This window comes from Paraburkholderia sp. 31.1 (genome assembly GCF_014397645.1).
Lineage (GTDB): Bacteria > Pseudomonadota > Gammaproteobacteria > Burkholderiales > Burkholderiaceae > Paraburkholderia > Paraburkholderia tuberum.
This window is the reverse complement of record NZ_VZQN01000040.1, coordinates 22212-36592: the sequence shown is the minus strand read 5'-3', so window position 1 is coordinate 36592 and position 14381 is coordinate 22212. Positions and strand designations below refer to the sequence as shown.

Sequence of the window (14381 nt, the reverse complement as noted above, 5' to 3'; positions counted from 1 at the left end):
CGACGGCGGCGGCACGCCCTTTGCTGCGTTGAAACGGTTCAGTTCATCTCACGAAAAGGGACCCCTATCATGAAGCTCTACTATTCGCCTGGTGCCTGCAGCCTCGCCGACCATATCGCAATGCATGAGGCCGATCTCACTTTCGAAAGGATTCGCGTCGACCTGAAGTCCAAGGAGACCGAGACTGGGGAGCAGTTCAATCGGATCAATCCAAAAAGTTACGTCCCAACCCTCGAAATGGATGATGGTCAACGGCTTACCGAGAATATCGCGATTCTTTCGTGGGTCGCACAGCGCAAGCCTGCCCTTGCGCCGAATAGCGAACCCGGCAGCCTGCGCCTGCTCGAGATGCTCGCGTTCATTTCGACGGAAATCCACAAACAGTTCAGCCGTGTTTTCAAGCCCACTTCGGATGCTGAAGCAACGGCAGCGCGCGAGAAGCTCGGTCAACGCTTCCAGTTGATCGCCACCATGTTCAAGGGCGAATACCTGTTCGGCAGCGAAGCGAGTGTGGCGGACGCCTATCTGTTCACGATGCTGCTCTGGGCCAAAAAGGTAGGCATCGAAGTGCCGGAGAAATTGCGAAACTTTGCCGAACTGATGCGCGCGCGTCCGGCCGTCCAGCTTGCCATGAAGCACGAGGGACTCGACTGATGAAACGCAGATCCTCGCCGCGCGCACCTTTAGCTGGATGATTCGTGTGTGTTCGGGCTCGCTCAATGCAGTGTGGCGAGTGCGGCCCGGATACGCATCCCCTGCTCTTCGGAGACGAGCCGATCGAGCACTTCCGCGAAATGGGGGTGATGCATACCGGAATGGAGGTACTGCCACCGGTAGGCATGATGGAAATTCGCTTCGATCGACATGGCTTCTGCCTCGACGACGGCACGCCCGCAGTTCGCGATGAAATACCGCGAGTCCGCTGTCGCCTGCCCGCGCAAAATGCCATCGATCGCAATCATCAGGTCGATGAACTCGTTGACCGCGTTGTCGCGCGCCGCATCTGTCAGCGTGGCGTCGTGCCGCTTCCATTCCAGTTCATCGAGAATGGCGTGCTGACTTTCTTCCTTCCAGTGGTACAGAAATACATCCTTGAACAGCTCGGATAACTGATCGTCAGGATGAATGCTCTGGCGGTAGTGAATTTGCGAGAACAGTTCAATATGCAGCGTCATGGCCAGCACCGCCCAGGTGCTCTTGCCGAGGACCACGGCGGCAAGCGCATCGGGATCGACGTCGAAGCGATAACCCGCGGGCAGCGTTTCGCCGATCATTTTTTCGATGCGGCGAAACAGCGCCTGGTGTTTAAGCTCTTCGTCGCTGAAACGCACGAGCGCTTCGAGTGCCACCTGATCGCCGAGCCAGTAGTCCCGGCTCACTTCCAGCACCTTGGCGTTAATGAAGCGCTCGACGAGCCCGAACACGTTCGCGTATGTACGCCCCTGAATCTGGCTGACGAACCGCTTCTCAGCCTCCGAGAGCATGATGAAATCCGGCACCAGCGAGAGCCCGTCCGGCAAATACTTCTGGGACATGTCGAAGGTACGGCCTCCAATCACGTCACGGTCGATGTCCCAACTGACCATCTTCGAAGCGCGAATGCATCGGGCGTAGCGATCGCGATCGGACAGCCGCAATATTGCGTTCATTGAAGTTCTCCCAATATGGACCGCGATGCGGTCTGGCGTTGAGTGTCGATTCACCGGGCAGAGCCAGTCGAATGATCTGGCTTTCCGGCACGCTCAATTTACGATTGGGAGTCTTGAAGTTCTATGATCGAGTCGCCGGACGATATGACTGAAACGCCGTTTCGTCACGTTGGTCGCACAGGTCGACAATTGAGTGGGTAGAAACAGCACGGCGCGTCGCGGCAGGCGTCACTGATCCCGCAGTGCGGCAACGCCACGCGTAGCTTGCGCGTGCTGCGCTGATGTGGCCACGCCGTTCGTGTTTCCTTTGCTCTTGCGCCAGCCGGCCGGCGGCATGCCGAATTCGCGTCTGAACGCGCGACTGAATGCGGCTTCCGACTCATAGCCAATCTGTTCCGCAACGGCGTTGAGCGGCTTGCTACCGATCAGAAGTTCGTGCGCTGCAATCTGCATGCGCCATCTCGCGAGGTATTGCATGGGCGGCTGCCCCAGAAGATCGGTAAAGCGTTGCGCCAACGCGGAACGCGACAGGCCCACTTTGCGCGCAAGTTCCTCGACGGTCCACGCATGCGCCGCCTGCGCATGAAGCAGCGAGAGCGCGCGTCCAACGTAGCGGTCACGCACGCCGGCGAGCCACCCGGTCTGGTTATCAGGTAGCGCTTCAATACAGCTACGGATTGCTTCGACAAACAGCAGTTCCGATAGCCTGGCAAGCACGATCGTGCCGCCCGCGCGCGAGTCGGCCGCTTCCGCGGCAGCAAGTTTGAGAGACGACTCGAGCCATGCCGCACGCGGATCCTGGCGCATGTCGATCTTGAACAGTCGCGGCAGCGATGAGAGCAGCGGATTGCTCAAAGTATCGTCGCAGGCCAGAAAGCCGCACACGATGCGCGTCACAGCGCCCCCGCCGCCATAGGACAGCGTCATCACTTCACCGGGTGCTGTCGCCATCTGCCCGGCCAGTAGCGAGTCCGACGGCACAGGGGAGATATCGATCGCGCTGCCGATGATGTGCGTTTCACCCTGAGGCACCACGATCAGTTCGCCGGCATGGACGTGAATCGCCGAACCGGGATCGTCGGCCAGCGTCGCCCAGCAACTCCCCTCTATGATCAGATGATAAGAAACGACGCGCTCCGAAGGCGGCAAGTAAGCGCCGCAGAGCGATGCATCGGTGCGACCGATCAGACACCACGGCGCGGTGAGTGTCCCGTTCAGAAACACGGCGCCGCTCAGACGAACAGCGCGCAGAACCTCAGAGACTGCATCCATGGATAGCTCGCGTGAAATGCGATTTCCCGGGCGAGAAACCTGGCCGCCGTTCATTCGTCAGGATGGCCAAGGGCTCCATGTTATACCCGCAACCTCACTTGATGACAATTCCCTTACTGAAGTTTTGCGCGAGGCTTATGAAGCGCTTTGCGGGTCCGTTAAAGACTCGCGCCTGGCAAAAAGGCGCAACCCACGGAACGTGCGCTTCGCCAGGATGACAGGACGATCTTCGTGGACGCCCGCACTGCGCACGCGATGCATCGGCAAGAAGTGGACGATCGGTCAAGAAAGATCGACGCACGGACAGGACGGCAATGGCTTGCCGCGGGCAGAGTTCATGACAGGAAGGAACATCACGGATCGGCGTCATCCGTACTTCGCCAACAAGCCTTCCTCGGACTCTGGAAACCTGGCGCGTCACCCAACTTGCACGAATCGGTTCAGGCACAGCAACTGACCGCTTCGCGCAAACACAGTAGCGTGAGACACCGATGAAACGCCTGATAAGCCGTGCGATGTACCACCCGATCATTGCGCTATCCGTTTTCTATCTGGCCGACGTTATGCATCACGTCGATTACAGCATCGCTGGTGCATTGCTGGTTCTGACCGCGAAAACGATCTCGCGGGTTTCAAGTCTGTTCGACAAGGGATAGAGCTGCGATGCGAAGCGTTCGTCGATCAACGTCCGAGCGCGGCGCTGCAATTCAGCATTGGCATAAGAGACACCGGCTGCGATCGGCAAATCAACGAACAGAGGCCAGAAAAAAGGCCTGTTCGTGATGCAAATGCACGAACATGATCGCTAGAATTTCCTCTAGCACGTTACACACGGTCCCGCGTCCGATATCTGTCGGACCGCTTTCTCACATCGGATCTCCGGTTAATTCAGCATGGCACGGCTTGCACGGCACTACGTCCCCGATCAACCGCAGCACGTTATCTTGCAGGGACTCGCGGGGCCCGCTTTCATGGACGAAGGAGACTACCTGTACTTCCTCGCCTGCGTGGCAGACGCAGCGCGCGTCGCCGATCTGGCCGTCCATGCGTGGGTGCTCATGCCTGATGCGGTACAGTTCCTCGTCACGCCTTCGTACGAGTCGAGCGTCGCCATGGCAATGCAGGCGGTTGGCCGTCGCTATGCCGAGACCTTCAACCGCCGCCATGGACGCCGCGGTGCGGTATGGCGTGGCGAGTACCGGGCGACAGTGATTGAGCCCGACCGGTATTTCCTGCTCGCGAGCCAGGTCATCGATCAGGCGCCGGTGCGCAATGGCCTGGCGGCCGAGCCGGGAAACTACCCGTGGTCGAGCTGCGCGCACCACATCGGGCTGCGTGTCGATAGGTTCATCAAGGACCATCCACTGTACCGGGCGCTCGGCAATACGCCGTTCGAGCGCCACCAGGCTTATCGCGATCTGGGCGCACAGCCTGTCGACGAACGCGAGATCAATAACCTGATGCAGTCGACGCTCAACGGCTGGGTGCTCGGCAGCCCCGCGTATTGCGAATGGGCGGCGCAGACAGCCAATCGGCGCTTGATGCCACTGCTGCTGCGCGACCGGCCGTCCACGGTTCGCACCACACGCTCGCTCGTACACGTGGGCTGAGCAAAGAACGATCGAGCTTCGCGAGATTACACGACCGCGCCGACACCGCTCGTCGCGCGAGGCCCTGCATTTCACGCACAACACATTGCCGCTCGCGTCTGCGCGAATCCCTCGCGATAGCGAACGGCGAGGTGTGTGGCCGTGCGCCGCAGCAACGTCCGGTCGATCGTCAGGGCATGGCGCATTGCTTGCGAAAGTGCCTCGATCCCGACGCTGCCCGGCACGCACGCTGGCTCCCACGTCGCGGCAAACGCGGACTGTTTGGTCGTGTCGTTCGCGCGCGCCGGATGGAAGAAGTTCACCCGCGGCAAGCCGCACGCCAGCGCGACGATCCGTCCGTGCAGGCTGCTTCCCGCGTAGGCCGTGGCGTCTGCGATCAGTGCGCAGATGTCCCATATCTCCAGCGAACGGAAGAGTTGCGTACGTGAGACCTTCATCCGTGCCGCAATCCGCTCGTAGCAGGCCATATCGTCATGCCAGGGCGCCGCACCCGCTCGAAAGAACACAATACCAAGCCCGCTCTCGTTCGACACGCGATCGAGCTCGCGCGCAAGCACATCGAGCGTTCCGTCGTCGCCGAAATCCGCACTGAACTGCACGGCGACATACCCCTCGGGAAACGCCCTTTGCAAATCCGCCACGCCGCTTCGTTCCTTGCACGCGCGAATGTTCGCGCCGAACAACTCCGTCACCATCACCGCCGGATCCGGCACGAGCCGCGCGAGAATGCCTGCTGCGGCGAGCCCGTTCTGGGTGTGGATGTCACGCACGCTGACGTCGTCGGCTTGCGCGAGCTTCGACAGGACTTCTGCTCGCATCCCGGGATCCAGTCGCTCCACATCGACGCCGCCGGCCGCTTGATAAGTGACGCTCGACGCACAGGGAAACATCGCGCGAGACGTCATGTAGGGGGCAAGCGCATCGAGACCCGTCAGCGCACGTGCCCACGCGCGTCGTTCGTCGTTGTGCGTTTCCAGTCGTGCGATGATCTTCTGTGCCTGGTCCCACGGCAGCAGCATCACCGCCGCCTCCCAGTCGCCGCAAGTCAGGATCTCGCCGCCCGCGTGCACGATATGCACACGGTCCTTGCCGCGTTCTGCGGCCACTTGCGCGAGCGCCTGAACAGCGTGGCCGCCGTGGACGCGCAGGTCGCGCTCCGCGAGCCCGGCGAAGATCACGTCGTCGCACGCAAGCAGTTTTGCGACGACGTGAGGGAACAGCAGGTCACCCAGGTTGTGGCGATCGAAGGCGCCGAACACCACGACCGCATCATGTTTTCCTGTGTCTCGCATCATGATTCGGGCCCCGACCTCCCTCGGTACGCAGTCGCCGCTTGTCGCGCCACTCCTCCACCTGCCAGGCGATCAGTCCAGGCAGAAAGACGATGATGTCACGAATACGGCGCGCACCCGCGAGCGCGAGGCAAAGCTGCGGATGGAAACCAAGCACCGTGCCGATCAGCAGAAATCCACCTTCCTGAACGCCGAGTGCGCCAGGCACAAAGAACACGACGCTGCTGAGCGCCTGGATGAGCGACTCGAGTACGACTGCCTGCAGGAAACCTGCTTTTGCGGACAGAAAATAGAGCGCGAGCCATAGCTCGAGCGCCGTCGCGATGCATTGGAGTGATTGCCAGATGAGCAGGTAGCGGATGATGACGCCGGGCTGATGCCAGAGCTCACTGATCGATTGATCGATGCGCACCGACTCGCCGACGAGCGAGCGGAACTTGCCGCTCGTGATGCGATTGAAAAGTTTCGTGAGCCGCGCGAACGGACTCGCTCGCTGCACGAACGAAAACGCCAGGAGCAGAACCGCCAGAATGGCGATGCCGCCTCCGAGCCTGGCTGCGAGGTGCAACGCCCTGGAGCCGGCATGGGCGATCAGATAACCGATGGCCGCAATGGCGAACAGCATTTCGCTGATGAGCGTGAGCTGGAGGTCGACGACGAGGCTCGCCATGGCCGGGGCAGGCTCCATGCCCCGTTTGCGCATCATGCGAAACGTCACGACTTCACCGCCCACTCGGGCAACGGGCAACATGCCGTTCACGGACTCCCGAATCCAGACGAGACGCAGTACCGCGAACAGCTTCGGGCGTGTCGCGCCGCGCATCAGCATTTGCCAATTCCTTGCGTTGGCGAGCATCGGCAGAATGTGGACCATCCCTGCAAGCGCGAGCCCGGCGCCGGCCGCGCGCATCAAACCGAGCACCTTCTGCGCGTCGGCGTGCCAGACGAGCCAGACCGCGATGGCCAGGCCAGCAAGTGCGGCCGCCCGGGCGAGATATTTCATAAGCTGGCGCGAGCGTAGTGTCAGTCGCTTTGAAGCGGCAGCAATAGACTTTTGCGTCCACTTCGGACATCGAGGCGCAGCTGCGACTCTCCCGATAACTTTTCACCGAGAATCCGGCATATCGCACCTCGGGCTCCTATTCGAGCTGTCGCATAACTCGTTCCCCGCGCGGGGAGAATGGTGTGTGATTAGCGACCGTGACGAAGTCCCCGCTGCGCGCTGCGGTGCTCAGCGACAGTCACTGGCGAAGCTGTTCGTGCACACGATTGCCGAGCGGCGGCGCAGGCGGCCCACCCAACGTATGTAGGTCGTCAGATACGTTGTCTGTGCACCGGTCAGCGGACCCGTGCGAACGCTCGCAGCACGGCGTCGCCGCGCGGCGTCACGCGAGGTAACCGGAAGCCCGGCCCAATTGGCTCATTCGCAATCAACTGCAGTTCGCGGAGCGCGCCAAGCTCTGCCCGATCCGAATCAATTCGTTCAGGCGCATCCTTCAACAGCAGCAACGTGGCCACTTCGTGCGGGCTCAACATGTCGTTTACCTCACGGCGGGAACGAAGGAACGGGCGACCAGATCCGGCCACGGCTGCATCGGCAGCACGCGAATACCGGACCCGGCAGGATTGGTGGAAGCTCGTCGCCTATCGGGTTGACGAGCGACGTGTGCGAGGCGGACCTCGTCGTTCCGCCGTGTCAGGCGTCGCCTTTTCGACGCGCTCGAGAAAGGCGCGGACCATTTCCCCGACCTGTGCCTCGGCGACGGACACGCGGTCCGGCTGCACTTCCGGCGGCACGGCCGCGCGCATCATCGCGTCGACGCCCGTTGCGCAGGCCGGCAGGCCAGCGGGCCTGGTGTCCTCGTGGAGCTCACGCTCGTCGTCGTGATCGCCGCCGGCGTGGCACGGTCTGATTGTTTCAGACGCGATATCCATCCAGCCGCGGGTGTATCCGGCGAACTGCAGGGTGAGCCAAGGCATCACATCCGCTTGACGTCTGAGGAACTGTTCAGGCGTCTGGGCGCGCAATACGCTTTCCCAGTGCAGCGCGGCACCCGTGACCGCGGACCTGTATGTATCCACGTTCAGCCGTATCAGCGCGCAATAACCGGCGAGGAACAGGTTGGGCAGTTGCGACACGTCAGTCGGAACGGATAGGGTAAATGGCATCTGTTTTGGGCTGCTCACGGAATATCTCTCAGGTTCTCGCGGACACGGCGATCGCTGCCACTGCGATTCGTGAAGGTCGTTCCCACACCTGGCCGTTGGCCAGGCAGACGGTCTGAAGCCGTCTTAGAGCCGTCATTCTAACTTTGTTAAGTCGCACTACGATTTTTACGAGCCAGGGAGTTTCCCCAATATGTGGGAAATTGACGCCTGTGATGAGTGGCGGCGACCATGGTCATTGATAGCAAACCCGTCGCGCGCCGCACGACGCGACGGGAATACCGCGCGGCGCGTTGCGAGCCTCGTCATGCAAACGCTACGACGCAGCAAACAGAACCTCAACCGCCGACGTGAAAGCTCCGCTGAAACGTCGCCCGAGGAGCCCACTACAATGGACGCTATCCAACATACGAATGCGACCTGCCGTGCATCTTCCCTCGCGCCGTCGAGCGCAAAAACGAACAGCCCCGTCAGCCTGGATCGCCGCATGCGTCGCGCTTCTTTTGTTGTCGCCGCCCATCCTTGCCCAGGACGAAAAGCCCGGTATCGCCTTTTCCTCGTTCGAGCCCGGCGCATCGCTGCCCGCGGGCTGGAAGAACCTGCCGGTCGTGCGCGGCAAGCCCATCACGCAATACACGCTCGTTCACGACGACCACACCACTGTGCTGCAGGCGGACGCGAACCGCTCTGCTTCCGCGCTGATGCACGAGGGTGATATCGACCTCGCTCGCACTCCCGTCGTGGCATGGCGCTGGAAAGCGGATAGACCGATCGAAGGCGCCGATAACCGCGTGGCGTCGAAGGAAGACGCGCCAGCGCGGCTGGTGTTCACGTTTGCCGGAGACAAGAGCAAGCTGTCGCTTTTCGACCGGGCGAAGATGGGGCTGGCCAAGCAACTGAGTGGCGAAGATCTGCCCTATGCCACGTTGATGTACGTGTGGTCGACCACCGCCGCGCCGGGTACCGTCATTGCCAACCCTCACACGAACCGCGTACAGATGATCGTGGTCTCCGGTCTGCCTGGCGATGCGGGTCAGTGGCAAAGCCTGCGCCGCAATATCGTGCAAGACTATGAGCGGGTCTTTCACGAACCGCCAGGACGAATCACAGGCTACGGGCTGCTGACCGATACCGACAATACCGGTGCCACGACACGCGCCTGGTACGGAGACATCCAGTTCCTTCCCGGGCCTTGATCACCGGGTGCCATCGAGTTGATCGCGCCCGTCGGCGCGGCGTGGCCGGCTGTGTGTCCCGCGCGCTTTACCCGTGCCGATGCGCGTCCGCAGGCCAATGCCGTTCATGCGTACCCCATCGTGGTTCCGCCGGCTGCATGCCCTCTTCCACGAACGCGTCGACGGACCACGTATCGACGAACTCGTTTCGCGCCTTGCGGCGTTTGGCGACCTGGAAGTCCTGTTCCGCCACCTGAATCGCCTTGATGTTCAGCCGGTGCGCGAGCGCCGCGTCACGAAGATCGGCGGAATGGCCACGAGCGCAGCCGCGCTGCGGGCCGAGACGATGGTTGCCGCGCGGGAACGCGCGTTGCTCGATGTGCATCGTCAACACGGAATGCATAACGGAGACACCCATGGGCTGCGCGTTTTTCGCGGCCGAACGGCGCGACCAGCGGGGCGAGCGTCTATGTCCCGGTCGCGGACGAGATCGACTATCCCGCCGATCTGGAGGCCGCGCGCAACCGCCGGCAACGCAGACGTACGTGGCAAGCGTTCAGTTGTGGGAGAAAAGCGATGTCCATTCAGGAATATGCGCCGTATCGCGGCTGCAATATCGAGGTGAACGTTACGCTATCGAAGACGCATTGGCTCGGTGGCAAATATCGCCGTTATCGCGTGTCATGGACCGTGACGTTGCCCGGCAATCCGGAACAGGAACTGCTGAGTTTTCCGGAACAGTTCGATTTTCTGACCGAGCATGAAGCGTTCAAGTATGGAGAAAATCGGGCGCACACCTTTGTCGATTCGATGTTGTCGACGCCTTCTCAAAGGCGCAGGTTCCGCGACGCGGTCGCTCGGCCCGCAACGCGCCAGGACGTTTTTTAATGGCGCGTCGCCGCGTTTGCCTATGATCCCTTCGAGCTTCGTGCGGCAGACAGAAGCGACCGGAGACACGGGGTCTTCCTGGAAGTCTTGCGACAATCGCAACACCATCTCGCTATCTGGCCTGTTTGCCTTGCCGGTCAACTGCGTAGCGTCGGCAATGCTCCAGATATTCGGCTTGGTTTGCGACGGTCAATTCAACCAGCGGGTTTCGAACCGCTTGATCGTGCCACCGGGTAGCGACCAGCGCGACGGGCAAGCAGCGTGCGCGCAAGCTCCGTAAAGCCCTCGCTCGCGCGACGCCGCCACCGACAGGCCGGTCCATCGATGTTTGAACACGATGCGCGCAGAGCGACGATGTTGTTCGGGGGACAGAAAGGTAAATACAATGCGACGCATGGCCGGTTTATCGTTGACGTTTTTTCGACGCAGGAGAAACATCGCACGAGATCGGAGCAGCCCCGTCCGTCCCGCTGCCCCCATGTGTCGCGCTGCGCGCGGTAATCAGGAAAACATTGTCGTGGCTGATCATGCGGCGGCATCTTCCATTACTGCCCTCCTGGCGGAGTCTGAATCAAGGCTGGTCGCGTCATCAACTCCCTTGCGGGTGACCCGCGGAAACGAGGTGCGAGTTGTGCCAATCCGAGCGAGCACGCATGCGGGACTCCCATGAGCCGGTAGCCGCCGGGCTTCGAAGCACGTCCTGGACGCCGACGCTCAGCGGCTCGCTGCTCGCGCTCGTGTTCTGGTGGCAGTCACTGACGCCGACACTGATTCCGCGGTCGTGGGGAACGCAAACCGTGGTCGGCGCGTTCTGTCTGGCCATCGGCTATGGGATAGGCACATTGCTCGGCCGCGGCGTGCATCGGCTGCTGGAGCGATGGGGGCGCGTGGCCGGCAGCGAGATCCGACGGCGCAGCTGGATCGTTCTGGCAGCGGCGTGGCTCATTGCACTATTCGTTGGCTCGAAGCTATGGCTCGGCTGGCAGAACGAGCAGCGTAGTTTCATGGGGATGGCGCCGATCGCCTGGTTCGACGCCGTGCTGGTGATCGTCCTGTCGCCGTTGAGCGCGGTGTTGCTGGTAGTCATCGGGCGATTGACGGCGCGCGGTGTCGCCGCAGTCAAGCAGGTCATCCAGGGCCACGTGCCCCCGATCGTTTCGGTGCCGGCAACAGCGCTGCTCATCATCGTGATTGGCATGGCGCTCGCTCGCGCAGTGGCGCTTCCCGCCCTCAACGCGGCCGCCAACTTCGTCCACGGGCGGGCGAACGAAGACACCGCTGAAGGAATCGTGGCCCCCACGTCGCCGGCGGTGTCGGGCAGCAGCACGTCGTTCGTCGCATGGGACACCTTGGGCCGTATGGGGCGCGGCTTCGTGGCGACAGCGACAAACACGCAAGAGCTTGCGAAGTTCCACGGGACTGATGCGAGACTGGTCGATCCGGTGAGGGTCTACGTGGGAGTGCGTTCCGCGGACTCCCTCGAGCAGCGTGCGCAGATTGCGGTCCGCGAGCTCGAGCGCGCGGGCGGGTTCGAGCGGAAAGTGCTGGTCGTGTGGATACCCACCGGCACGGGCTGGATAGTCCCCAAAGCCGCGGCTTCGCTGGAGCAACTGCACAGTGGCGACACGGCGATCGTGGCGATCCAATACTCTTTCCTGCCTAGCCGACTCGCCATTTTCATGGATGCTGGTCTCGCGAACGAGGCGGGTATCACGCTCTTCAACGCGGTTCGCGCCCGATGGTCGATGCTCCCGCCGAAACGACGGCCAAAGCTCGTTCTGTTCGGCAAGAGTCTCGGCGCCGCGGGGGTGGAAGCGCCTTTTGTCGGGAAAGACGCCTCTGCCTCGGTGGCCAACATGATGGCCAGAACGGATGGCGTGCTGATCGTCGGCGCCAAACAAAGCAACCCGATCCATTCGCAACTCACTCGCGAGCGCGATAGCGGGTCGCCCTTCTGGCAGCCGATCTTCAATGGGGGGCGTTCGGTACGGTTCTTGAACCGCGATCCGCATCAGGTGGCATTGGACGCCGACTGGCCGGCCCCGCGAATCGTGTACCTTCAGCACCCGGCCGATCCGGCCGTGTTCTGGAGTGCCAGTGCGTTCTGGTGGCCGCCCGAATGGCTGGCTCGGCCACGTGGCTTCGACGTGCCTGACGCCATGCATTGGTTTCCCATCGTCTCGGGCGTGCAGGCGGTGGGCGATCTGATTCACCAACTCGGCGTGCCGGCGGGTTTTGGTCACAACTACTCGTCGGAGGACTACGTCAACGGCTGGGCCAGCGTGGTGCCTCCCGAGGGCTGGACGCACGCCGATACCGAACGACTGGCCCGGTTCCTCGACCAGATTGCCGGCGATGAATCAGAGCCGTGACCGAGCGGAAGGCGAACGGATTGGGGCAGTGCCGTTGCAGCTTGCGGCGCGCGGCGTACGCGACCGGCTCGTCCGAACCCGCGGCTTTTCTGTCCGGCATGCCGATCCGCCGCGCGAAGTTCGCCAGCTATACGCTGGCCGGCCTGCTCACTGCGATCGGCGGCCTATTCCTGACGTTCTTCACCGACACCGGCGAAGCGAGCCTCGGCAGCGCCAACTCGTACACGCTGTTTTCGATCGCCGCGGTGGTGATAGGCGGCGTGTCGCTGCTCGGCGGCAAGGGCAGCGCGATTGGCGCGATCTTCGGCGCATTCGCATTCCGCTCGATCGGCGACCTGCTGTTCGTGTTCAACGTCGATGCGCTGTGGCAGCCGCTATTCCAGGGTGTGATTCTTCTGCTCGCTGTCGCGATCGGCGCATGCGGGCTGTTCAGGGTACGCAACCGTCTGGAGTGGTTTCAATGAGCCATGTTTCAGCGACCAGCCGGACCACGTTCGTGTCGAGGCTCGCGCGCAGAATCGACAAACCGATCGTGATCGCATTCGCGTGCATCGTCGCGCTGCTGCTCGTCGGCGGGATGTATTCGCGCAACTTCACGTCGCCGGAGTACATCCTGCTGCAACTGAAGGTCGGCGCGTTCCTCGGCATCATCGCGACCGGCCTGATGATGGTGATCCTGCTCGGCCACATCGACCTGTCGCTGCCGTGGACCATCACCGTCGGCGCAATGATGGCGTGCGCGGTAGCGGGGCACGGCGAACTCGGACGGATCCTCGCGATACCGGTCGGGATTGGTTGCGGCGTGCTGATCGGCGTCGTCAACGGCATCCTCGTTGCGCTGCTGCGCATTCCGTCGATGATCGCCACGCTCGCGACCAATGCGGTCGCACAGGGCATCATGATCGTCTATACCGGCGGATCGTCGCCGCAGGATTCCGCGCCACAGGTGATGCGATGGCTCGCGGCGGGCTGGCTCGTACCGGGCGTGCCGAATGCCGTCGCGCTATGGCTCGTGATCGGCGGCGCGACGGTGTTCCTGTTGTCGCGTACGACCTTCGGCCGCACGCTGTACGCGATCGGCAATACCGAACGCGCGGCGTATCTGTCCGGCATCAATACGCGGCTCGTGACCGTGGCCGCATTCGCCGTGTGCAGCGCGTTCGCGGCGTTCGGCGGCGTATTGCTCGCCGGTTATGCGTCGAAGGCAGCGCAGTCGATGGGCGATGCCTACCTGTTGCCGGCGATCGCGGCAGTCGTGCTCGGCGGCACATCGATTCTGGGCGGACGAGGTTCATACCTCGGCACCGTGGCTGGCGCGATCCTCATCACGCTGTTGCAGTCGATCCTTTCAGTCGCGCAGATGCCCGAGGCGGGACGTCAGATCATCTACGGCGCGGTGATAGCGGCAATGTTGCTGCTGTATGGGCGCAGCAAGCGGGAAGCGTAGGTTTGAGTCGATCCGCTGGCGCGTCCTGCCGGCCCACCAACGGCAACCGCTCCAAGCCTGTCGACTACCCTGCCAGGCGCAAGCTCATCCATGAGCATCCACCCACGCGCGCGCCCAATCCAGGCCTGCATGGTGGGCTTCCTCCTCGCTATCGAATAGTCCCAGAATGCCTGATGCTTCGATCAGCTTTCCGCCTCGCGTAATGGTTCCGCTCGCCGCATAGCGCTCCGGTTGCAGGATGCCTTCGCCTTCCTGCTGAAGGATGGCATGCCCCCACAACGTGTACCCGTCGTAGTCGATCGTTTCCATTAGCGCACGACCCTGACGGATGCGGCGCGAGTCGTCACTCGAAGCATGTTCGCGCGTGCCTCTGGTGGATTCCAGAGCTCAGCGTAGTCCGATGCGTGCGCGCCCGTGCAAGGCGTCATGATCAGAACCGTGAATCCTGTCTTTTTCAAGATTTCTCCTTTCCAGCGATTTTCTTCAGCGGCTCGGGCAAACGCAGCGAGT

General features: G+C 62.2%; 17 protein-coding genes. 8 read left to right on the top strand and 9 right to left on the bottom strand.

Annotation, left to right across the window (positions count from 1 at the left end):
- Positions 1 to 69: 69 nt before the first annotated feature.
- The gene (locus tag F6X37_RS27180) at positions 70 to 654 is read left to right on the top strand and encodes a glutathione binding-like protein (protein ID WP_090811025.1); all 585 of its coding nucleotides are present in this window, start codon (positions 70 to 72) and stop codon (positions 652 to 654) included.
- Positions 655 to 716: 62 nt separating this feature from the next.
- On the opposite strand, the gene F6X37_RS27175 is transcribed toward F6X37_RS27180, so the two are convergent.
- Complete coding sequence (locus F6X37_RS27175) at positions 717 to 1649, bottom strand: hypothetical protein (RefSeq protein WP_184069682.1); 933 nt, start codon at positions 1647 to 1649, stop codon at positions 717 to 719.
- Between the two features lie 228 nt (positions 1650 to 1877).
- Entirely contained in the window at positions 1878 to 2921 is a 1044-nt protein-coding gene (locus F6X37_RS27170; RefSeq protein WP_090811021.1) for an AraC family transcriptional regulator, read from the bottom strand.
- Positions 2922 to 3412: 491 nt separating this feature from the next.
- Between F6X37_RS27170 and F6X37_RS27165 the strand changes: the two genes are divergently transcribed.
- Entirely contained in the window at positions 3413 to 3577 is a 165-nt protein-coding gene (locus F6X37_RS27165; protein ID WP_167368794.1) for a hypothetical protein, read from the top strand.
- A 237-nt stretch (positions 3578 to 3814) separates the two neighbouring features.
- Positions 3815 to 4531 (top strand): transposase, encoded by a 717-nt coding sequence (locus F6X37_RS27160; protein ID WP_187613429.1) that lies wholly within the window; start codon positions 3815 to 3817, stop codon positions 4529 to 4531.
- Between the two features lie 71 nt (positions 4532 to 4602).
- Here F6X37_RS27160 and F6X37_RS27155 read toward each other — a convergent pair whose 3' ends face one another.
- The 4 genes from F6X37_RS27155 to F6X37_RS27140 form a co-directional block, all read right to left on the bottom strand.
- Positions 4603 to 5826 (bottom strand): polysaccharide pyruvyl transferase family protein, encoded by a 1224-nt coding sequence (locus F6X37_RS27155; RefSeq protein ID WP_187613428.1) that lies wholly within the window; start codon positions 5824 to 5826, stop codon positions 4603 to 4605.
- Entirely contained in the window at positions 5801 to 6826 is a 1026-nt protein-coding gene (locus F6X37_RS27150) for a lysylphosphatidylglycerol synthase domain-containing protein (protein WP_187613427.1), read from the bottom strand. Before F6X37_RS27150 ends, F6X37_RS27155 begins: the two co-directional genes overlap by 26 nt.
- A 335-nt stretch (positions 6827 to 7161) precedes the next feature.
- The gene (locus F6X37_RS27145; protein ID WP_090811013.1) at positions 7162 to 7359 is read right to left on the bottom strand and encodes a hypothetical protein; all 198 of its coding nucleotides are present in this window, start codon (positions 7357 to 7359) and stop codon (positions 7162 to 7164) included.
- A gap of 108 nt (positions 7360 to 7467) precedes the next feature.
- A complete protein-coding gene (locus F6X37_RS27140) occupies positions 7468 to 8010 on the bottom strand; it encodes a phasin family protein (protein WP_316252004.1) in 543 nt (180 codons plus the stop codon).
- A gap of 404 nt (positions 8011 to 8414) precedes the next feature.
- On the opposite strand from F6X37_RS27140, the gene F6X37_RS27135 reads away from it, so the two are divergent.
- Positions 8415 to 9185: a DUF3047 domain-containing protein gene (locus F6X37_RS27135; protein WP_316252003.1), complete on the top strand. Its 771-nt coding sequence runs from the start codon at positions 8415 to 8417 to the stop codon at positions 9183 to 9185.
- A 67-nt stretch (positions 9186 to 9252) separates the two neighbouring features.
- On the opposite strand, the gene F6X37_RS37155 is transcribed toward F6X37_RS27135, so the two are convergent.
- Entirely contained in the window at positions 9253 to 9582 is a 330-nt protein-coding gene (locus F6X37_RS37155; RefSeq protein ID WP_262420035.1) for a hypothetical protein, read from the bottom strand.
- 158 nt (positions 9583 to 9740) lie between these two features.
- Here F6X37_RS37155 and F6X37_RS27125 point away from each other — a divergent pair, with 158 nt between their 5' ends.
- Entirely contained in the window at positions 9741 to 10052 is a 312-nt protein-coding gene (locus F6X37_RS27125) for a hypothetical protein (protein WP_090811007.1), read from the top strand.
- Positions 10053 to 10241: 189 nt separating this feature from the next.
- Here F6X37_RS27125 and F6X37_RS27120 read toward each other — a convergent pair whose 3' ends face one another.
- On the bottom strand, positions 10242 to 10490 hold the full coding sequence (locus F6X37_RS27120; RefSeq protein ID WP_187613425.1) for a hypothetical protein: 249 nt from the start codon (positions 10488 to 10490) through the stop codon (positions 10242 to 10244).
- 215 nt (positions 10491 to 10705) lie between these two features.
- Between F6X37_RS27120 and F6X37_RS27115 the strand changes: the two genes are divergently transcribed.
- From F6X37_RS27115 to F6X37_RS27105, 3 genes are read left to right on the top strand one after another with little or no spacing between them, the layout of a single operon-like run.
- Complete coding sequence (locus F6X37_RS27115; protein WP_262420034.1) at positions 10706 to 12424, top strand: alpha/beta-hydrolase family protein; 1719 nt, start codon at positions 10706 to 10708, stop codon at positions 12422 to 12424.
- Positions 12421 to 12888, top strand: coding sequence for an ABC transporter permease subunit (locus tag F6X37_RS27110; RefSeq protein ID WP_316252002.1), 468 nt, complete (start codon positions 12421 to 12423; stop codon positions 12886 to 12888). Before F6X37_RS27115 ends, F6X37_RS27110 begins: the two co-directional genes overlap by 4 nt.
- Positions 12885 to 13871, top strand: a complete 987-nt coding sequence (locus tag F6X37_RS27105; protein WP_184068473.1) for an ABC transporter permease — start codon at positions 12885 to 12887, stop codon at positions 13869 to 13871. Before F6X37_RS27110 ends, F6X37_RS27105 begins: the two co-directional genes overlap by 4 nt.
- Positions 13872 to 13955: 84 nt before the next feature.
- On the opposite strand, the gene F6X37_RS27100 is transcribed toward F6X37_RS27105, so the two are convergent.
- The gene (locus F6X37_RS27100) at positions 13956 to 14180 is read right to left on the bottom strand and encodes a hypothetical protein (RefSeq protein ID WP_018422453.1); all 225 of its coding nucleotides are present in this window, start codon (positions 14178 to 14180) and stop codon (positions 13956 to 13958) included.
- Positions 14181 to 14381: the final 201 nt, after the last annotated feature.